This is a genomic window from Streptomyces sp. NRRL S-1022, from assembly GCF_000720135.1.
Lineage (GTDB): Bacteria > Actinomycetota > Actinomycetes > Streptomycetales > Streptomycetaceae > Streptomyces.
Genome location: NZ_JOIU01000022.1, coordinates 72384 through 92246, shown reverse-complemented (window position 1 = coordinate 92246; position 19863 = coordinate 72384). Strand labels below are relative to the sequence as shown.

The 19863-nt window shown below is 74.8% G+C and carries 16 protein-coding genes and 1 riboswitch; of the genes, 11 read left to right on the top strand and 5 right to left on the bottom strand.

Annotated features, from left to right (window positions below):
- Window positions 1–82: 82 nt before the first annotated feature.
- Window positions 83–793 carry a hypothetical protein gene (locus IG05_RS0129425; RefSeq protein WP_051790386.1) on the bottom strand — a complete coding sequence of 237 codons (711 nt, stop codon included), beginning with the start codon at window positions 791–793 and terminating at the stop codon, window positions 83–85.
- A 213-nt stretch (window positions 794–1006) separates the two neighbouring features.
- Here IG05_RS0129425 and IG05_RS0129420 point away from each other — a divergent pair, with 213 nt between their 5' ends.
- Entirely contained in the window at window positions 1007–1423 is a 417-nt protein-coding gene (locus IG05_RS0129420; protein WP_030347062.1) for a VOC family protein, read from the top strand.
- Window positions 1424–1439: 16 nt separating this feature from the next.
- Here IG05_RS0129420 and IG05_RS0129415 read toward each other — a convergent pair whose 3' ends face one another.
- The 3 genes from IG05_RS0129415 to IG05_RS0129405 all read right to left on the bottom strand — a co-directional run bounded on the left by IG05_RS0129415 (window position 1440) and on the right by IG05_RS0129405 (window position 5096).
- Window positions 1440–2858 (bottom strand): hypothetical protein, encoded by a 1419-nt coding sequence (locus tag IG05_RS0129415; RefSeq protein ID WP_199808403.1) that lies wholly within the window; start codon window positions 2856–2858, stop codon window positions 1440–1442.
- 182 nt (window positions 2859–3040) lie between these two features.
- Window positions 3041–4168 carry an alpha/beta hydrolase gene (locus tag IG05_RS0129410; RefSeq protein WP_030347060.1) on the bottom strand — a complete coding sequence of 376 codons (1128 nt, stop codon included), beginning with the start codon at window positions 4166–4168 and terminating at the stop codon, window positions 3041–3043.
- 202 nt (window positions 4169–4370) lie between these two features.
- Complete coding sequence (locus IG05_RS0129405; protein ID WP_030347059.1) at window positions 4371–5096, bottom strand: class II aldolase/adducin family protein; 726 nt, start codon at window positions 5094–5096, stop codon at window positions 4371–4373.
- Between the two features lie 202 nt (window positions 5097–5298).
- Between IG05_RS0129405 and IG05_RS0129400 the strand changes: the two genes are divergently transcribed.
- From IG05_RS0129400 to cobI, 10 genes are all read left to right on the top strand, one after another.
- Entirely contained in the window at window positions 5299–6150 is an 852-nt protein-coding gene (locus tag IG05_RS0129400; protein WP_030347058.1) for a lysozyme, read from the top strand.
- Between the two features lie 143 nt (window positions 6151–6293).
- The gene (locus tag IG05_RS0129395) at window positions 6294–7547 is read left to right on the top strand and encodes an inorganic phosphate transporter (protein ID WP_030347057.1); all 1254 of its coding nucleotides are present in this window, start codon (window positions 6294–6296) and stop codon (window positions 7545–7547) included.
- A gap of 38 nt (window positions 7548–7585) precedes the next feature.
- Complete coding sequence (locus IG05_RS0129390) at window positions 7586–7813, top strand: hypothetical protein (RefSeq protein WP_030347056.1); 228 nt, start codon at window positions 7586–7588, stop codon at window positions 7811–7813.
- 134 nt (window positions 7814–7947) lie between these two features.
- Window positions 7948–8090, top strand: a riboswitch (cobalamin riboswitch).
- Window positions 8091–8190: 100 nt separating this feature from the next.
- Window positions 8191–9135, top strand: a complete 945-nt coding sequence (locus IG05_RS0129385) for a cobalamin biosynthesis protein (RefSeq protein ID WP_030347055.1) — start codon at window positions 8191–8193, stop codon at window positions 9133–9135.
- Entirely contained in the window at window positions 9132–10640 is a 1509-nt protein-coding gene (locus IG05_RS0129380) for a cobyric acid synthase (protein WP_030347054.1), read from the top strand. The genes IG05_RS0129385 and IG05_RS0129380 overlap by 4 nt, the downstream gene beginning before the upstream one ends.
- Complete coding sequence (gene cobN / locus IG05_RS0129375; RefSeq protein ID WP_030347053.1) at window positions 10637–14290, top strand: cobaltochelatase subunit CobN; 3654 nt, start codon at window positions 10637–10639, stop codon at window positions 14288–14290. The genes IG05_RS0129380 and cobN overlap by 4 nt, the downstream gene beginning before the upstream one ends.
- Window positions 14287–16278: a putative cobaltochelatase gene (locus tag IG05_RS0129370; protein WP_030347052.1), complete on the top strand. Its 1992-nt coding sequence runs from the start codon at window positions 14287–14289 to the stop codon at window positions 16276–16278. Before cobN ends, IG05_RS0129370 begins: the two co-directional genes overlap by 4 nt.
- Complete coding sequence (gene cobO / locus IG05_RS0129365) at window positions 16278–16877, top strand: cob(I)yrinic acid a,c-diamide adenosyltransferase (protein ID WP_030347051.1); 600 nt, start codon at window positions 16278–16280, stop codon at window positions 16875–16877. The genes IG05_RS0129370 and cobO overlap by 1 nt, the downstream gene beginning before the upstream one ends.
- Window positions 16871–18250, top strand: a complete 1380-nt coding sequence (locus tag IG05_RS0129360) for a cobyrinate a,c-diamide synthase (protein ID WP_030347050.1) — start codon at window positions 16871–16873, stop codon at window positions 18248–18250. Before cobO ends, IG05_RS0129360 begins: the two co-directional genes overlap by 7 nt.
- Window positions 18247–18978: a precorrin-2 C(20)-methyltransferase gene (gene cobI, locus IG05_RS0129355; RefSeq protein ID WP_030347049.1), complete on the top strand. Its 732-nt coding sequence runs from the start codon at window positions 18247–18249 to the stop codon at window positions 18976–18978. The genes IG05_RS0129360 and cobI overlap by 4 nt, the downstream gene beginning before the upstream one ends.
- Before the next feature lie 74 nt (window positions 18979–19052).
- Here cobI and IG05_RS0129350 read toward each other — a convergent pair whose 3' ends face one another.
- Window positions 19053–19787 carry a ZIP family metal transporter gene (locus IG05_RS0129350; RefSeq protein ID WP_030347048.1) on the bottom strand — a complete coding sequence of 245 codons (735 nt, stop codon included), beginning with the start codon at window positions 19785–19787 and terminating at the stop codon, window positions 19053–19055.
- Window positions 19788–19863: the final 76 nt, after the last annotated feature.

Genomic DNA, 19863 nt, shown 5'->3' with positions numbered 1-19863 from the left:
AGGGCGTACAGGGATTGGCGGGTGGGCGGCTGAGGACGTTCCCGCCGTCTAATGCGCGAGGAGAATGGCCATGGGAACAAGTCTAACGGGGCCGGGCAAGCGAATTTTCTGCGTCCAGGTGTCCGGGGCCGGGGCGCGGGCCCGGCAGGTCGTTGCCCAGCGGGGTGCGGCCGGGGGCGATCCGGCCCAGGTCGTCCACGGCCACGAGCTGCCCGGTCCAGGCGCTGTCCGCGCACGGCTGGGCGAGGAGCAGGGCCGCGCCCCGCCGGACGGCGCCCTCGGGCCGGAACGCGCAGCCCGGCCGGGCGGGCAGCACCCAGCGCAGATCGCCGTCGGCGGTGCGGTACGCGGTGACCCGGCGCGGGGTGACGACCGCGAGGATGCCGCGGCCGAGGAGGCGCAGGACGCCGGTACCGCCCTGGGCCGGAAGCCACTCGGCCGCGTCGGGCAGGGCCCGGTGCCAGCGCACGGAGCGGCCGTCGGTGTCGGTGAGCAGTCCGTCGTCCCAGAGCGCGATCACCTCCGCGCGCGCGGGGAGCACGGAGACGGGGCGGTGGCCCGCGCGCGCGTAGCGCCAGCGCAGGGCCCCGGTGCGGCTGTCGTAGCCGGCCACCGCGCCGTCGTGCGCCCGCGCCGCCCAGGCCCGGGTGCCCGGGTGCGGCTCGCCGGACCGGCCGGCCTGGAGCCGGTCGCCGTAGGGGGCGGGCCGCGCGTGCCGGGCCAGGGAGAGCACGCCGAGGGCGACGGCGGCCGTGAGGAGGACGGCGGTGAGACGGTGTGGTGGAAAGGCCACCTTGCCCCCTTGGTACCGACTGGGATCCACCGTCCCGGAACAGGCGCAGAGCGTAGTCACCGGGGGCCGGGCGGGCGGGGCGGCCGGGCGGGCGGCGGCCCGGAAGTCCCCCGTTCGGCGGCGGGCGGTGCGGGCCACCGGGCCGGGCGCTGTCGGTGGTGCCTGCCAGACTCGGAGGGCGGGGCGCAACCGGTGCACGAAGGAGTGATCGGCATGGCAGGCACGGGTGGCGGCGCACGGCCGGGCATCTGTCCCACGCTGCTCTACGCGGACGCCAGGGCGGCGATCAGGCAGCTCACCGAGGCCCTCGGCTTCACCGAGCTGTCGGTGTACGAGACGCAGGACGGCACGGTGATGCACGCCGAGCTGGTCCAGGGCGGCGGCGTGGTGATGCTCGGCTCCAAGGGCCGCGGCGGTCCCTTCGACACGGCGATGCAGGACGCCGGGCCCGCCGGGGTGTACGTCGTGGTGGACGACGTGGACGCCCACCACCAGCGGGCCGTGGAGCACGGGGTGGAGATCCTGATGCCCCCGACGGACCAGGACTACGGCTCGCGGGACTACCTGGCCCGGGACGCCGAGGGGAACGTCTGGAGCTTCGGGACCTACGCCCCGGAGACCGGCGGCTGAGCCGCTCCCCGGCCGCTCATCCCCCGGTGTGCACCTGGAACGCGGCCCGGCGGACGGCCTTGGCCAGGGCCGGGTCGGGGTGCGCGGCGGCGAGCGCGACCAGGACCTGCACGGTGCGCGGGTGGCCGACGGCGCGGACCTCGTCGAGCAGCTGGGGCACGGTGGGCTGCACCGCGGACTCCAGGTGCCGGACCAGCATCGGCGCCTCGCCGTGGTCGGCGACGGCGGCGGCGGTGTCCACCCACAGCCAGGTGGCCTCCTCGCGGGTGAGCACCTCGTGGGCGTCCTCCGGGTCGATCCCGTCGTGCTCGGCGAGCCACAGCAGCGCGTAGGGCCGCAGGGCCGGCTCGTCGACCACGGCCCGTACGTCGGGCTCGGCGGGGGCGCCGACGACGCGCAGCGCCTCGAAGGCCAGGCCGCGCAGCAGGGCGTCGTCGCCGCGGGCGGCGCCGATCAGCTCGGTGACGGCGCTGCCGACGGGGCGGGCGGCGAGCCAGGCGCGGTACTCGGCGCGGGCCGCGTTGGGACGGAGCTGGGCGCAGCCGCGGAGCATGTCCTCGGCGGACTGCTCGATGTTGCCGGCGGGGCTCTGCGCGGCCACGCAGATCTGCTCCAGCTTGACCCACACCGCCCAGCTGCCGAGCGGGGTGAGGGTGGCCTGGCCGCCGCCGTAGGTGAGGGCGCCGACGGAGGCGAGGGCGCGCAGCGCCCAGTCGAGCAGCGGGGCGAGCGGGGCGTCCCCGGCGGGCGCGGGGTCCGCGGGGCGCGGGGTGCCGGCGGGCTGTCCGGTGCCGGGCTCGTAGGCGACCTCGCAGCGTTCGGTGCGCAGTTCGGTGACCCGCTGCTGGAGCAGGTCGAGCAGCTGCTCGACCGGGACGGGGCCGGCGGAGAGCTGGAGGAAGGAGAGCACCTGGGGCATGGCCGAGACGACCTCGGCGACGGCGGCCGGTTCGTGCCCGCCGGGTTCGGGGCAGGCGAGCGACCAGGCGTCGAAGAGGGCGACCCAGCCGCGCAGGACGGCGCTGTCGTCGCGGTCCCAGGCGCGCAGCCGCCAGCCGGGGCGCGCGCTGTCGCCGTGCACCTCGACGAGTCCGGCGAGGCGGGCGGTGTCCCAGTCGGCGCGGACCTGAGCGGCGCTCAGACCCAGTTCGGCGGCGGCGCGTTCCGCGGTGGCGTCGGACAGGGTGGCTTTGCCGTCGGTGGTGGCGCCGGCGCGGCCGGGACCGAGTGCGGCGTCGGCCCAGCGGGCGACGCGGGCCGCGCCGGCCAGACCGGTGCGGGCCATTCCGGCCAGTTCGGCGCGGGCGGGTGTGCCCTCCGGCGGCCGGGGTGCGGGGCGCTGTGGGCGCCGCTGGTTCACAGCTCTGGGGGCGGCGGCCAGGGGTCGCGGTCGGACGAGTCGAAGCCTGGAGTCGCGCGGGATACGGGACGTCACGGGTGCAGTCTTCCGGTTGACGGTCCGAAAACCCAAACGGAATGTCACCGCGGGCTACGGGGCTGGCCAAGGCACGGCGTCCGGGACGGGCCACGGCGACGTGATCGAGCCAGCCGTACGGCTATAAACGGAATGCTTCGCGCCGGTACCGGCGGGCCCGGCGCCCGGACGGCGTCCGCGGGTCACATCAGCGGGGTCAGGAAACGGCGCAGGCGCTCCTCGTACTCGGCCGGGTCCGCGTTCCACATCGCCGCGTGCGGGGCCTTCGCGACGGTGTGCAGGGCGACGACGTCGGCGCGGCGCCGGGCCAGCCGGCGGGAGAACTCCCAGGGGGCGACCTGGTCCTGCGGGCCGTGCACGATCAGGGTCGGCACCCGGAGCCGGGCGGGGTCGACGATCTCGGCCACCCGGTCGGCGTGCAGCCCGGCCCGGCCCTGCGCGGCCCGCACGGCGAGCGGCAGCAGCGGCTGCGGGGTGTGCCGGGCCCGGGCCAGGGCGCGCAGGGTGGCCTCCCAGCTGAGCACCGGCGAGTCCAGGACGAGCCCGGCGATGCGGTCGCGGACCGTGGAGTGCTCGGCGGCGCGCAGGGCCATCGTGGCACCCGTGGACCAGCCGAGCAGGACGACCCGGCGGGCGCCGCGGCCGACGGCGTAGCGGACCGCCGCGTCCACGTCCCGCCACTCGGTCTCGCCGAGGTGGTTGAGCCCGTCCGGTGACCGCGGGGCGCCGGGGTCGCCGCGGTAGGCGAGGGCGAGGACCGGCAGCCGGCGGCGGTGCAGGAAGCCCATGACGTTCATGGCCTGCTCCCGGGTGGCGCCGAGGCCGTGCACCGCGATCACCCAGGTCTCCCGGTCGCCCGGCACGAACCAGGCGGGCAGCGTGCCGAGGGCCCCGGGCACGCCGACGTCCTCGTGGTCCAGGCCGAGGGCCGCGCGCGGGTCGCCGACGTGCACGTTCGGGGTGAGCCACACCGTGTCGCCGGGGGCGAGGGTGCCGTGGGTGACGCGTTCCAGCCGGCGTACGACGGTGTCGGCGCTGTGCGCGGCCGCCTCCAGGACGGGGCCGACGACCGCGTGGGAGCCGTCACCGGCGAGACCGTAGGTGCCGGGGCGCAGCGCGGCCAGGTCGCGGGTGAGCGTGATCTGCCCGGCGGCCGTGCGGTGCACGGTGAGGCGGGGCTCGGTGGGCAGGGGCCGGCCCGGCGGTGCCTTCAGTGCCGCGTCGCTGGCGAGCCGGCCGGCGACCACGGAGGCGGTGCCGGCGGCCAGGACCGCGGTGAGTGCGGTGGCGGCCGCCTTCACAGTGCGCACGGGTCCAGTGTCGGCGGGGTTCCGGCCGGTGGCCAGCGGAAGCGCGGACCGGGCGGGGGCGGGCGGTTTCGGCAGCGCCGGGTGGCCGCGCCGCCACCGGGCGCCGGCGCGGCGGACGGAGCCGAGCCGGCTCGCGCCGCTGTCGCGGAGCAGGGCGAGCGGGGTCGGCAGGGGGCGGAACGGGTTGCTGCTCGGCAAGGGGTCACCTCCGTTGGCCGTACCCCTTCAAGCGTTCCCCGGCCTCGGCGACTTGTGCCTCCGTCAGCAGGGACGGTGTCAGGCCCGGCACCGAGGACGCCGTCAGCCACAGGCGGCACATCCATTCCAGCTGGGCGGTGCGGTCGTAGGCCTGGTCGAGGGTGGCGCCGTAGGTGACGGTGCCGTGGTTGCGCAGCAGGCAGCCGGAGCGGCCGGCGAGGGCGTGGAGCATGTTCTGCGCCAGCTCGTCGGTGCCGTAGGCGGCGTAGGGGGCGACCCTGATCAGGCCGCCGAGGGCGCCGGCCATGTAGTGCACCCCCGGCAGCTCGGTCACGAGCGTGGAGACCGCGGTCGCGTGCACGGCGTGGGTGTGCACGACGGCGCGGGCGTCGGTGGTGCGGTAGACGGCGAGGTGCATGGGCAGCTCGCTGGTCGGCACCAGGGTGCCGAGCACCTGGCGTCCGGTGAGGTCGACGCCGGTGAGGTCGGCGGGGGTGAGCCGGTCGTAGGGGACGCCCGACGGGGTGACCAGCACGAGGTCGCCGACACGCGCGGAGACGTTGCCGGAGGTGCCGACGACCAGCCCGTCGGCGACGGTCCGGCGCGCCGTCGCGACCACGTCCGCCCACAGCCGTGCCACGTCCGGGTCCCCGGCCCGGTCCCCCGCCTGCCGCCCGGCGTGGTCCCCGGCGTGGTGTCCGTCGTCCGTGTTCCGCAGCGGTTCAGCCATGCCGTGATCCTGCCAGCCGGACCGGTGCCGAGCGGGCGGGACCGGTCGCCTGCGCCCGGAATCCGTACGGCCGAACGGGCGCATCTGGTCACGAAACGCTCGGAATCGGCCTGGATGCGGTGCTCGCCGGACCTTCAATGGCCTCTCTTGCCCACGGGACGATCGCCGCCGCCCGCGGTCGTCCGCCACCCCGGGGAGACGCATGGTCCGTGAACGCACCCCTGTCCGCCGCCGCGCCGGTGTCCTCGCGGCGGCCACGGCGGCCCTCGTCCTCGCGGCCACCGCACCCGCGTCGGCCGGGCCGCAGGGACCCGGCGGGCCGGCGGGAGGAGCCCGGCCGGCCGGGACCGCGCGGACAGCCGAAACGTCACTGCCCGCCGGGGTCCCCGGGTCCGCCGGGCTGTCGGCACCCGCCGGGACGCCCCGGGGGCACGACGTCTCGTCCCACCAGAAGCGCGTCGACTGGACCGCCGCCGCGGCGAAGGGCGCCCGGTTCGTGTACGTCAAGGCGACCGAGTCCACGACCTACCGCAACCCGTACTTCACCGGGCAGTACACCGGGGCCCGCACGGCCGGCCTGCTGCACGGCGCGTACCACTTCGCCCTGCCCGACCGGTCCTCCGGCACCCGGCAGGCCGCCTACTTCGTGCGGCACGGCGGCGACTGGAGCGCGGACGGCTGGACGCTGCCGCCCGCGCTGGACATCGAGTACAACCCGTACAGCACGCGGCACAAGTGCTACGGGCTGGGCAAGGCCCGCATGGTCCGCTGGATCCGGTCCTTCAGCGACGAGGTCGAGCGGCAGACCGGCCGCCGTCCGGTGATCTACACCACAACCCAGTGGTGGAAGCTGTGCACCGGGAACAGCCACGCCTTCGCCTCCTCCAACCCGCTGTGGATCGCCCGGCACGGCACCTCGCGGCCGGGGACGCTGCCGGGCGGCTGGCGCTACTGGACGTTCTGGCAGTACGCCGCCAAGGGCCGGCTGCCGGGTGACCAGAATCTCTTCAACGGCCCCCTGAGCCGGCTGCGGATCCTGGCGCGGGGCCGGTAGCCAAGGGGCGCTTGGGACCAGGGGCACAAACGGAATCCCACACGCGCGTTACCGACACCCCCACGCCCGTCCCAGTTCATCTTCCGTTCACCCAGGTTGCCTACGTTCGACCCGCCAATGACCTCGAACGATTGCCTGGGTAAATGGAAAGCTTCTCGCTGATCCTCGCGATAGTGGTCGTCACCGCTCTCGCGTTCGATTTCACGAACGGTTTCCACGACACCGCGAACGCGATGGCCACCACCATCTCCACAGGCGCTCTGAAGCCGAAGATCGCGGTGACCATGTCCGCCGCCCTCAACCTCGGGGGCGCCTTCCTCTCGGTGGAGGTCGCGAACACGATCTCCAAGGGTCTCGTCGACGAGACCGGCATCCGTCCCGAGGTCATCTTCGCCGCCCTGGTCGGCGCGATCCTCTGGAATCTGCTGACCTGGCTGGTGGGCCTGCCCTCCAGCTCCTCGCACGCCCTGATGGGCGGCCTGGTCGGGGCCACCGTCGCCTCCGCCGGATTCGGCGCCGTCCACGGTGACGTCCTGGTCACCAAGGTGCTGCTGCCGGCCGTCGCCGCGCCGGTCGTCGCCGGCCTGGCCTCGCTGCTGGCCACCCGGTTCTCGTACGGCATCGGCGGCACCGCGGACGGCGAGGCCACCCGCAAGGGCTTCCGCGCCGGCCAGATCGCCTCCGCCGGCCTGGTCTCCCTGGCCCACGGCACCAACGACGCCCAGAAGACGATGGGCATCATCACCCTCGCCCTGGTGGCCGGCGGCTCGCTCGCCCCCGGCTCCAACCCTCCCACCTGGGTGATCCTCTCCGCCGGCCTGGCCATCGCGCTCGGCACCTACATCGGCGGCTGGCGCATCATCCGCACCATGGGCAAGGGCCTGACCGACCTGGAGCCGCGCCAGGGCTTCGCCGCGCAGACCAGCGCCGCGACCGCCATCCTGGCCTCCTCGCACCTCGGCTTCTCCCTCTCCACCACGCACGTCGTCTCCGGCTCGGTGATGGGCGCGGGTCTGGGCCGCAAGGGCGGTGTGGTCCGCTGGTCCACCGCGACCCGCATGTTCATCGCCTGGGCGCTGACCCTGCCGGCCGCCGCGCTGGTCGGCGCGGGTGCCGAGGCCGTCACCGGCCTGGGTGACTGGGGCACCGCCGTCGTCGCCGTCTTCCTCGTCGCCGCGAGCGCCGCGATCTGGAAGATCTCCCGCCGCGAGGTCGTCGACCACACCAACGTGGTCGAGGAGACCGAGGAGCCGGCCGGTGTGGTCACCACCGCCATCGCCGCCGTGATCCCGCCGCCCACCGGGGCGGTCGCCGCCGAGCTGGACCTCGCCTTCCCGCAGCAGCACACCGCCCCCGCCGAACCGGCCCCCACCGGCCCGCCGGCCGCCGCGGTCTGACCCCGAGCACCCGGTTACCGGTTACCGAAGGAAGCACTATGAAGATCGACTGGGCAGCCCTGGGCTCCGTGTTCGGCGTCAGCCTCGTGGTCACGGTGGGCCTGGTGGCCCTGTTCACCCTCGGCATCGCGGGCCTGAGCCGCCGTGAGAAGGCCGTGGCGCAGGGCGGCTCCGCCGGCCTCGCCGTCACCGGCGCCTACCTCTGCTTCGCGGCGTGCGCGGCGGCGGTGGCGTACGGCATCAACCTGATCGTGGCCAAGGCCTGACCGATCGCTCCACCTCTGAGGCTCCCCTCCCGTGTCGCGGAGGGGAGCCTTCGTCGTGGCCCCACCAGGCCCGCACGCCCCGCGGTGTGGGGATCGGCACACTCTCCCCTCGCAGGTCACAGGCAAGTTGACGGCCGTTCCGGGCGCGTGGTGGACTGCCCAGGCCATGTACGGCGGCAGGAGAGGAAGCCGGTGCGAATCCGGCGCGGTCCCGCCACTGTCACCGGGGAGTGAACCCCGGGAGCCAGGAACTCTCACCGCCGATTCACGTCGAACCAGGGCGCGGACACCCTGAGTGAGGACACATATCGCCATGCTCGGCTGCCCATCGAGGACTCGTACCAGGCCCGTTCCTGTTCCCACGGCCGGCTGAGCCGATGGGTGCCGATCGCACGTACGCGTACGGCGCCGCCGCCGGCGTCCTGGCAGACCTGCTCCTCGGCGATCCGCGCCGCGGGCATCCCGTCGCCGCGTTCGGCCGGGCGGCGGGCGCCGCGGAAGGCGCGTTGTGGCACGACCACCGCGGCTGGGGCGCCCTGCACACCGCCGTGTGCGCCGGAGGCACCGTCGCACTCGGCGCGCTGGCCGCGGCTGCCGTACGCCCCCGTCCTACCGCCTCCGTCGCACTGACCGCCGCCGCCACCTGGGCCGTGGTGGGCGGCACCTCGCTCGCCCGGGAGGCCCGCGCGATCGGGCGCGCCCTGGAGTCGGGGGACGTCGAGGCGGCCCGGGCGCGGCTGCCCCACCTGTGCGGCCGGGACCCGCAGGCACTGGACGCCGACGGCATCGCGCGGGCCGTGGTCGAGTCGGTCGCCGAGAACACCTCCGACGCGGTGGTGGGCGCCCTCGTGTGGGGTGCGGTGGCCGGGGTCCCGGGGCTCCTCGGGTTCCGGGCGGTCAACACCCTGGACGCGATGGTGGGTCACCGCTCGCCCCGCTTCCGGCGCTTCGGCTGGGCCGCCGCGCGCCTCGACGACGTCGCCGGCTGGCCGGGGGCCCGGCTGACCGCCGTGCTCGCCGCCGCGGCCGGACCGGACCCGCGCGGTGCCCTGCGCGCCTGGAAGGCCGACGCGCACCGGCACCCGAGCCCCAACGCCGGGCCCGTGGAGGCCTCTTTCGCGGGTGCCCTCGGCGTCCGCCTGGGCGGGACGCTCTCCTACGGCGGCCGGGTCGAACACCGCCCGGTGCTCAACGGCGCCACCGGACGGCCGGTCCGGGTCACCGACATCGACCGGGCGGTACGGCTCTCCCGCCGCGTCGGACTGCTCGCCCTCGGCAGCACGCTCGCCGCGCGCCGACTCCTGAAGGGACGCGGGAAGTGAACGGTGGTCTCCTCGTCGCCGGCACCACCTCCGACGCCGGCAAGAGCGTCGTGACGGCCGGTATCTGCCGCTGGCTGGTGCGCCAGGGCGTGAAGGTCGCGCCGTTCAAGGCGCAGAACATGTCGCTCAACTCGTTCGTGACACGCGAGGGCGCCGAGATCGGCCGGGCGCAGGCGATGCAGGCCCAGGCCTGCCGGATCGAGCCGACCGCGCTGATGAACCCGGTGCTGCTCAAGCCCGGCGGCGAGCAGAGCAGCCAGGTGGTGCTGCTCGGCAAGCCGGTGGGCGAGCTGAGCGCGCGCGGGTACCACGGCGGGCGCCAGCAGCGGCTGCTGGGCACGGTGCTGGACTGCCTGGCCGAGTTGCGGGGCACGTATGACGCGGTGATCTGTGAGGGGGCGGGCAGTCCGGCCGAGATCAACCTGCGGCGGACCGACATCGTCAACATGGGGATCGCGCGGGGCGCGCGGCTGCCCGTGCTCGTCGTCGGCGACATCGACCGCGGGGGCGTCTTCGCGTCGTTCTTCGGTACGGTCGCCCTGCTCTCGCCGGAGGACCAGGAGCTGGTCGCCGGCTTCCTGGTGAACAAGTTCCGCGGCGACGTCTCCCTGCTGGAACCGGGGCTGGACATGCTCCGGGACCTGACCGGACGGCGGACCTACGGCGTGCTGCCCTTCCGGCACGGGCTCGGCATCGACGAGGAGGACGGGCTGCGCGTGTCCCTGCGCGGGACCGTACGGGAGTCCGCGGTCGCTCCCCCGGTCGGCGAGGACGTGCTGCGGGTCGCCGTGTGCGCGATCCCGCTGATGTCCAACTTCACCGACGTGGACGCGCTGGCCGCCGAACCGGGCGTCGTGGTGCGGTTCGTGGACCGCCCGGAGGAGCTGGCCGACGCCGACCTGGTGGTCGTCCCGGGCACGCGCGGGACCGTACGGGCGCTGCAGTGGCTGCGCGAGCGGGGCCTGGCCGAGGCCCTCGTGCGCAGGGCCGCCGAGCAGCGGCCCGTCCTCGGCATCTGCGGCGGCTTCCAGGTGCTCGGCGAGCACATCGAGGACGAGGTCGAGTCGCGCGCCGGCGCGGTCGACGGGCTCGGCGTGCTGCCCGTCCGGGTGCGCTTCGCCCGCGAGAAGACCCTGACCCGGCCCGGCGGCGAAGCCCTCGGCGAGCGCGTCGACGGCTACGAGATCCACCACGGCGTGGCCGCCGTCGAGGGCGGCGAACCCTTCCTGGACGGCTGCCGGGTCGGCCAGACGTGGGGCACCCACTGGCACGGCTCGCTGGAGTCCGACGGCTTCCGCCGGGCCTTCCTGCGCGAGGTGGCCGCCGCCTCGGGCCGCCGCTTCGTGCCCGCGCCGGACACCTCCTTCGCCGCGCTGCGCGAGGAGCAGCTGGACCGGCTCGGCGACCTGATCGAACAGCACGCGGACACGGACGCGCTCTGGCGGCTCATCGAGTCGGGCGCGCCGCAAGGACTGCCTTTCATTCCACCGGGAGCGCCCGCATGAGCACAGTGTTGTTGTTGTCGACCGCCGACACGGATCTGCTGGCGGCCCGGGCCTCCGGCGCGGACTACCGGATCGGCAACCCCACCCGGGTCGACGTCGCCGGGGAGCTGCCCGGCCTGGTCGAGGGCGCGGACCTCGCCGTCGTACGGCTGCTGGGCGGCAAGCGGGCCTGGGAGGACGGACTGGCCGCGCTGAAGGCGGCCGGCATCCCGACCGTCCTGCTGGGCGGCGAGGCCGTGCCGGACGCCGAGCTGATGGCCGAGTCGAGCGTGCCGGCCGGCGTGGTCGCCGAGGCGCTGCGGTACCTGGTCGAGGGCGGGCCCGCGAACCTGCTGGAGCTGTCGCGGTTCCTGTCGGACACCGTGCTGCTGACCGGCGAGGGCTTCGAGGAGCCGCGCAAGATGCCGGAGTACGGCGTCCACGGCTCGTACCCGCTGCGGGACGGCCGCCCGACCGTAGGAGTGCTCTTCTACCGCGCCCACGAACTGAGCGGGAACACCGCCTTCGTGGACACCCTGTGCGAGGCGATCGAGGCGCAGGGCGCCAACGCCCTCCCGGTGTACTGCGGTTCGCTGCGCGGTGCGGACCCCGGGCTGTACGAGCTGCTGGGCCGGACCGACGCGCTGGTGGCCACCGTGCTCGCGGCCGGCGGCACGCACGCCTCGCAGGCCTCGGCGGGCGGTGACGAGGAGTCCTGGGACATCGGCGCGCTCGCCGACCTGAACGTGCCCGTGCTGCAGGGTCTCTGCCTGACCTCGTCGAAGAGCGCCTGGGAGGAGTCCGACGCGGCCCTGTCGCCCATGGACGCGGCGATGCAGGTCGCGATCCCGGAGTTCGACGGCCGGCTGATCACCGTCCCGTTCTCCTTCAAGGAGCAGGGACCGGACGAGGTCCCGGTGTACGTCGCCGACCCGGAGCGGGCTTCGCGGGTGGCCGGGATCGCCGTGCGGCACGCCCGGCTGAAGCACAAGCCCAATGCCGAGAAGAAGATCGCGCTGGTCTTCACCGCCTACCCGACCAAGCACTCCCGGGTCGGCAACGCGGTCGGCCTGGACACGCCCGCGTCGGCGGTGCGGGTGCTGGACGCGCTGCGGGACGCCGGGTACGCGGTCGAGGGGCACCCCGACAACGGCGACGAGCTGATCCACCGGCTCATCAACGCCGGCGGCCACGACGTCGAGTGGCTGACCGAGGAGCAGCTGGCCGCCGCGCCCGCACGGGTGCCGCTGGCGGACTACCGGGCGTGGTTCGAGAAGCTGGACCCGCAGCTCAGGGACGCCATGCGGGAGGCGTGGGGCGAGCCGCCCGGCAGCCTGTACGTCGACGGCGGCGACATCGTGCTCGCCTCGCTGCAGTTCGGGAACGTCGTGGTCATGATCCAGCCGCCGCGCGGCTTCGGGGAGAACCCCATCGCGATCTACCACGACCCGGACATGCCGCCGTCCCACCACTACATGGCGGCCTACCGCTGGCTGGACAACAGCTTCGGCGCCGACGCGATCGTGCACATGGGCAAGCACGGCACGATGGAGTGGCTGCCGGGCAAGGGCCTCGGCCTCGGCGGCGGCTGCGCGCCCGACGCCGTCCTCGGCGACCTGCCGCTGGTCTACCCGTTCATCGTCAACGACCCCGGCGAGGGCACCCAGGCCAAGCGGCGCGGGCACGCCACGGTGGTCGACCACCTGGTGCCGCCGATGGCCCGCGCGGACACCTACGGCGACCTGGCCAAGCTGGAGCAGCTGCTGGACGAGTACGCGCTCGTCTCCGACCTGGACCCCACGAAGGCCCCGGCGGTCCGCGCCCAGATCTGGACGCTCGTCAAGGCGGCCGAGCTGCACCACGACCTGCACGTGGACGAGCAGCCGGACGATGCGGAGTTCGACGAGTTCGTCATGCACATCGACGGCTACCTGTGCGAGATCAAGGACGTGCAGATCCGTGACGGCCTGCACATCCTGGGCGGCGGGCCGGTCGCCGAGCCGCGCGTCAACCTGGTGCTGGCCGTGCTGCGCGCCTCGCAGGTGTGGGGCGGCCGGGCTAACGCCCTGCCGGGCCTGCGGGCCTCGCTGGCGGCGCACTTCGGGCTGGTGGAGAAGGAGCTGCTGGGCGAGCCGGGCGCCCCGGTGAAGGTGCCGGTGGAGCTGACGGACCTGGTGGAGGGCCCGGCGCGCACGGCCTCCGACGCGATCGACCTGCTGGAGCAGCTGTGCCGGCGGATCGCGGAGGGCATGGAGGAGCGCGGCTGGGACGCCGCGCAGAGCCGTGGTCTGCTCAGGGACGTCCTCGGCGCCGAACTGCCCGACGCCGTCGCCGTGCTGGAGTTCGCGTGCACGGAGGTCGTGCCGCGTCTGGCCCGGACGACGGACGAGATCGGGCACATCCTGAAGGCGCTGGACGGCGGCTACGTCCCGGCGGGCCCCTCCGGCTCGCCCACCCGCGGACTGGTCAACGTCCTGCCGACCGGCCGGAACTTCTACTCGGTCGACCCCAAGGCGATCCCGTCCCGGCTGAGCTGGGAGGTCGGGCAGTCGCTCGCCGACTCGCTCGTGGCCCGCTATCTCCAGGACACGGGTGATTACCCGAAGTCGGTCGGCCTCACGGTGTGGGGCACGTCCGCGATGCGCACGCAGGGCGACGACATCGCCGAGATCCTGGCGCTGCTGGGCTGCCGTCCCGTCTGGGACGACGCCTCGCGCCGCGTGACCGGCTTCGAGGTGGTGCCCCTGGCAGAGCTGGGCCGGCCGCGCATCGACGTCACGGTCCGTATCTCCGGCTTCTTCCGGGACGCCTTCCCGCACGTGGTGGGGCTGATCGACGACGCGGTCCGCGCGGTGGCGGAGCTGGACGAGCCCGCCGAGCGCAACTACGTGAAGGCGCACGCCGACGCGGACACGGGCGAGCACGGCGACCGGCGCCGGGCCACGGCCCGGATCTTCGGCTCCAAGCCGGGCGCGTACGGCGCCGGTCTGCTGCCGCTGATCGACGCCCGCAACTGGCGCTCGGACGCCGACCTCGCCGAGGTGTACGCGGTGTGGGGCGGCTACGCGTACGGGCGGGGGCTCGACGGGCGGGCGGCGCGCGGGGACATGGAGACCGCGTTCCGGCGGATCGCCGTGGCGGCGAAGAACGTCGACACCCGCGAGCACGACCTGGTCGACGCCGACGACTACTTCCAGTACCACGGCGGCATGGTGGCCATGGTCCGGCACCTGACCGGCGCCAACCCCGAGGCGTACGTGGGGGACTCGGCCGTACCGGACCAGGTGAGGACCCGCACGCTCGGCGAGGAGACCCACCGCGTCTTCCGCGCGCGGGTGGTCAACCCGCGCTGGATGGCGGCCATGCGCCGGCACGGCTACAAGGGCGCCTTCGAGATGGCGGCGACCGTGGACTACCTGTTCGGCTACGACGCGACGGCGGGCGTGGTCGACGACTGGATGTACGAGAAGCTGAGCGCGGAGTACGTCTTCGACCCGGAGAACCGGGACTTCATGAAGAAGTCCAACCCGTGGGCGCTGCGCGGCATCACCGAGCGCCTGCTGGAGGCGGCGGACCGCGGCCTGTGGGCGGAGCCGGACGCGGACACGCTGGAGCGGCTGCGCGCCACCTACCTGGAGCTGGAAGGCGACCTGGAGGGCGACGACAAGTGACCACCCCCTTTCCGTTCACGGCCGTTGTCGGCCAGGACGACCTGCGGCTCGCGCTGCTGCTGAACGCCGTGTCGCCGGCGGTCGGCGGTGTGCTGGTGCGCGGCGAGAAGGGCACCGCGAAGTCCACGGCGGTACGGGCGCTGTCGGCGCTCCTGCCGGCGGTCGCCGTGGTGCCCGGCTGCCGCTTCTCCTGCGACCCGGCCGCCCCGGACCCGGGGTGCCCGGACGGGCCGCACGAGGCCGGCCCCGGCACCGAGCGCCCCGCGCGGATGGTCGAGCTGCCCGTGGGCGCCTCCGAGGACCGGCTGGTCGGCGCACTGGACATCGAGCGGGCGCTCGCGGAGGGCGTGAAGGCGTTCGAGCCGGGCCTGCTGGCCGACGCGCACCGCGGGATCCTGTACGTCGACGAGGTCAACCTCCTCCACGACCACCTGGTCGACCTGCTGCTGGACGCGGCGGCGATGGGTGCCTCGTACGTGGAGCGCGAGGGCGTGTCCGTCCGGCATGCCGCGAAGTTCCTGCTCGTCGGCACCATGAACCCCGAAGAGGGCGAGCTGCGTCCGCAGTTGCTGGACCGGTTCGGGCTGACCGTGGAGGTCGCGGCCTCGCGGGAGCCGGACCTGCGCGTGGAGGTCGTGCGGCGCCGGCTGGCGTACGACGACGACCCCGCCGCCTTCGCCGCGCGCTGGGCGCAGGAGGAGGCCGCCGTACGGCAGCGGATCGTGGCGGCGCGGGAGCTGCTGCCGCAGGTGCGGCTGGGCGACGGGGCGCTGCGGCAGATCGCGGCGACCTGTGCCGCCTTCGAGGTCGACGGCATGCGCGCCGACATCGTGATGGCGCGGACCGCGACCGCGCTGGCCGCGTGGGCCGGGCGGACCGACGTGCTCGCCGAGGACGTGCGGCAGGCCGCCCTGCTGGCGCTGCCGCACCGGCGCCGGCGCAACCCGTTCGACGCGCCGGGCCTGGACGAGGACAAGCTGGACGAGACGCTGGAGCAGTCCTCCGGCGGCTCCCCCGACGACGATCCGGACCCCGACGGCCCCGGTGGGGGCGGTGGGCAGCCGGCGCCCGACAGCGGTCCGCGGGGTGACGGCGCCGGTGACGCGCGGCCCGAGGCCGGTGAGGGCGGGCAGCCGCAGCCGTCCGGCGCCCAGGAGCAGTCGGCCGTACGGGCCGCCGAGCCGTTCAGGACGAAGGTGCTGAGCGTGCCCGGGATCGGCGAGGGTGCGGCCGGGCGGCGCTCGCGGGCCCGCACCGAGCACGGGCGGACCACCGGGGCCCGGCGGCCCCGGGGGGCACTGACCAAGCTGCACCTGGCGGCGACCGTGCAGGCCGCGGCGCCGCACCAGCGGGCGCGGGGCCGGTCCGGGCCGGGCCTGGTGATCCGGCGGGACGACCTGCGGCAGGCGGCCCGGGAGGGGCGCGAGGGCAACCTCGTGCTGTTCGTGGTGGACGCCTCCGGGTCGATGGCCGCGCGGCAGCGGATGAGTGCCGTGAAGGGCGCCGTGCTGTCGCTGCTGCTCGACGCCTACCAGCGGCGGGACAAGGTGGGTCTGGTGACCTTCCGTGGCTCGGCGGCCGATGTCGCGCTGCCGCCGACGTCGTCCGTCGACGCCGCCGCCGCGCGGCTGGAGTCGCTGCCGACCGGGGGGCGTACGCCGCTCGCGGCGGGCCTGCTCAAGGCGCACGAGGTGCTGCGCGTGGAGCGGCTGCGGGATCCGGCGCGGCGGGCGCTGCTGGTCGTGGTGACCGACGGCCGGGCCACGGGCGGCCCGGAGCCGGTCGCCCTCGCGGGGCGGGCGGCACGGCTGTTCGCGGCCGGGCAGGTCGCCTCGGTGGTCGTGGACTGCGAGTCGGGGCCGGTGCGGCTCGGGCTCGCCGGGCAGCTGGCCGGGGAACTGGGCGGTACGGCTGTGACGCTGGACGAGCTGCGGGCGGACTCGATCGCCGGGCTGGTAAAGGGAATGCAGAGCGGGAGGGCCGCGTAATGCCGCAGGGACAGCCGAGTGTCGTACCCGAGGACGGTCTGACGACCCGCCAGCGCCGGAACCGGCCGCTGGTCGTCGTGCACACGGGCGTCGGAAAGGGCAAGTCCACCGCCGCGTTCGGGCTCGCGCTGCGCGCCTGGAACCAGGGGTGGCCCATCGGGGTGTTCCAGTTCGTCAAGTCGGCGAAGTGGAAGGTCGGCGAGGAGAACGCGCTCAAGGTGCTCGGTGCCTCCGGGCAGGGCGGGACCGTCGCCTGGCACAAGATGGGCGAGGGCTGGTCGTGGGTCCAGCGGGACGCGCAGCTGGACAACGAGGAGAAGGCCCGCGAGGGCTGGGAGCAGGTCAAGCGTGACCTGGCCGCCGAGACGTACCGGCTGTACGTGCTGGACGAGTTCGCGTACCCGATGCACTGGGGCTGGATCGACACCGACGAGGTCGTGGAGGTGCTGCGGAACCGGCCGGGCACCCAGCATGTGGTGATCACCGGGCGGAACGCGCCGGAGAAGCTGGTGGACTTCGCCGACCTCGTCACCGACATGTCCAAGGTCAAGCACCCCATGGACGCGGGGCAGAAGGGCCAGAAGGGCATCGAGTGGTGAATGCCGTTCCCCGGCTGGTCGTCGCCGCGCCCTCCTCGGGCAGCGGCAAGACCACCGTCGCCACGGGGCTGATGGCCGCGTTCGCCGCGCGGGGGCTCGCCGTGTCCCCGCACAAGGTCGGGCCGGACTACATCGACCCGGGGTACCACGCTCTCGCGACCGGGCGGGCGGGGCGCAACCTGGACGCGTACCTGTGCGGGCCGGAGCTGGTCGCTCCGCTGTTCCTGCACGGGGCGCGGGGGTGCGACCTGGCCGTGGTCGAGGGCGTGATGGGGCTGTTCGACGGGGCCGCCGGGGAGGGCGAGCTGGCGTCCACCGCGCATGTCGCCAAGCTGCTGCGGGCGCCGGTGGTGCTCGTCGTGGACGCGTCGTCGCAGTCGCGGTCGGTGGCGGCGCTGGTGCACGGGTTCGCGTCCTGGGACCCCGGGGTGCGGATCGGGGGCGTGATCCTGAACAAGGTGGGGTCCGACCGGCACGAGGAGCTTCTGCGGGAGGCGCTGGACTCCTCCGGCGTGCCGGTGCTGGGCGCGTTGCGGCGGACCGGGCAGGTGGACGTGCCCTCCCGGCACCTGGGGCTGGTCCCGGTCGCCGAGCGGCGGGCCGCCGCGGTCGACGCCGTCGCGGCGATGGCCGCGCAGGTGGTACGAGGGTGTGACCTGGACGCGCTGGAAGCACTCGCCCGGAGTGCCGGTGCCCTCCCGGAGGGCACCGCCCCCTGGACCCCCGAGCCGCCCGCCCACGACCAGCCTCCTCGGCGGGCCGGGAAGCGCGGACCCGTGGTCGCCGTCGCCGGTGGGGAGGCCTTCACCTTCTCCTACGCCGAGCACACCGAGCTGCTCGCCGCCGCCGGTGCCGAGGTCGTCCCCTTCGATCCGCTCCACGACGAGCAACTGCCCGACGGGACGGCCGGGCTGGTCGTCGGAGGCGGCTTCCCCGAGGTGTACGCCGCCGAGCTGTCCGCCAACGAGCCGCTGCGCCGGGCCGTCGCGGACCTCGCGCTCTCCGGCGCGCCCGTAGCGGCCGAATGCGCCGGACTGCTCTACCTCTGCCGGGAGCTGGACGGCCGGCCCATGTGCGGGGTGCTCGACGCCACCGCGCGGATGACCGGACGGCTGACACTCGGCTACCGGGACGCCGTGGCCGTCGGGGACAGTGTGCTGGCGGCGGCCGGGACGCGGATGCGGGGGCACGAGTTCCACCGCACGGTCGTCGAGCCCGGCGCCGGTGCCGCTCCCGCCTGGGGTGTGCGCGCCCCGGCGCGGCGGGTCGAAGGTTTCGTACAGCAGGGCGTGCACGCGAGTTATCTGCACACGCACTGGGCGTCCGAGCCCGGTGTCGCCCGTCGGTTCGTGGAGAGGTGCCGGACGTCATGAGCAGCAGGCTGGTCGGAGTCGGGGTCGGTCCCGGTGATCCGGAGCTGGTGACCGTCAAGGGGGTCAACGCGCTGCGGGCCGCCGATGTCGTCGTCGTACCCGTCATGGACACCCTGGAGCGGGGGCGGGCCGAGGCGACGGTGCTGCACTACGTGCCCGGGGAGAAGGTCGTCCGGGTGGTGTTCGCGCTGAACGAGCGGACCGACCGGGCGCGGCGGGAGGCGGCCTGGGACGCGGCCGGTGCCAAGGTCGCCGAGCTGCTGGCCCGGCACGGGTCCGTAGCGTTCGCCACCATCGGCGACCCGAACGTGTACTCGACGTTCACCTATCTGGCGCAGACCATCGCGGAGCTGGTGCCGGGTGTCGTCGTGGAGACCGTGCCGGGGATCACCGCGATGCAGGATCTCGCGGCCCGGTCGGGGGCGGTGCTGACCGAGGGCACCGAGCCGCTCACCCTCGTACCGGTGACGGCCGGGTCGGCCGTGCTGAAGGAGGCGCTGGCCGGGCCGGGGACCGTGGTGGCGTACAAGTTCGGGCGGCAGGCCGCCGAGGTGGCCGAGGCGCTGGCGGAGAACGGCCGGCTCCAGGACGCCGTGTGGGGGTCGGCGCTGGGGCTGCCGGAGGAGTCGGTGCGGCCGGCCGCCGAGCTGGACGGGACGCCGCTGCCGTACCTGTCGACGCTGATCGCGCCCCCGCGGCGGGACGGCGGGCGGGGCGGGAAGCTGTGACAGCCCGCGCTGCCGCTCCGGGCGCGCGGCCGGCCGGACCCGCCGGTGCCGCCGGTCGGGCCGGGTGGGCCGGTTCAGCCGGAGACGCCCACCACCAGCCAGATGAACGCGACGCCGGCCACCGTGCACAGCAGGGTGGAGCGGGCCGGGTGCTCGTGGTGGGCCTCGGGCAGGATCTCGGCCGCGGCGAGATAGAGCAGTACGCCGCCGAAGAGGCCCAGATAGCAGCCCAGCACCGGTGCGGGGATGTGGAAGAAGGCCGTGGACAGCGCGCCCAGCACGGGTGCGCAGGCGTCCGCGACCAGCATGGCGACGGCCCGGCGGCGCGCGTTGCCGTACAGGCTGGTGATGGTGAAGGTGTTGAAGCCGTCGGCGAAGTCGTGGGCGATCACGGCGAGCGCGACGGCCGTGCCCATGCCGTTGCCCACCTGGAAGGCCGCGCCGATCGCCACGCCGTCCATGGCGCTGTGGCCCACCATCGCGCCGGCCGCGGCCAGGCCCACCTCGGGCGCCCGGTGACGGCCCTGCCCCTCGGCGCCGCCGTGCGCCGCCTGGCGGGCGGCCAGGGTGCGTTCCACCAGATGGGCGAGCAGGAACCCGGCCACGAACAGCAGCAGGGCGGCGGGCACGCCGAAGACCTCGCGGCCGGCCGCGCGCAGCGCCTCCGGCAGCAGGTCCAGGCCGACCACGCCCAGCATCAGCCCGCCGGCCAGGCCCAGGACCAGATGGCGGCGGTCGGTCACGCGCTGTGCCGTCCAGCCGCCGGCCAGCGTCATCAGGAACGCGCCGAGCGCGACGAAGACCGCCATAGGCCCTTGCTATCGGATCGACCCGCGTTCCCGCATGTCCGACAGCGACAACCGCAGTACTCGTAGGAGAGGACCG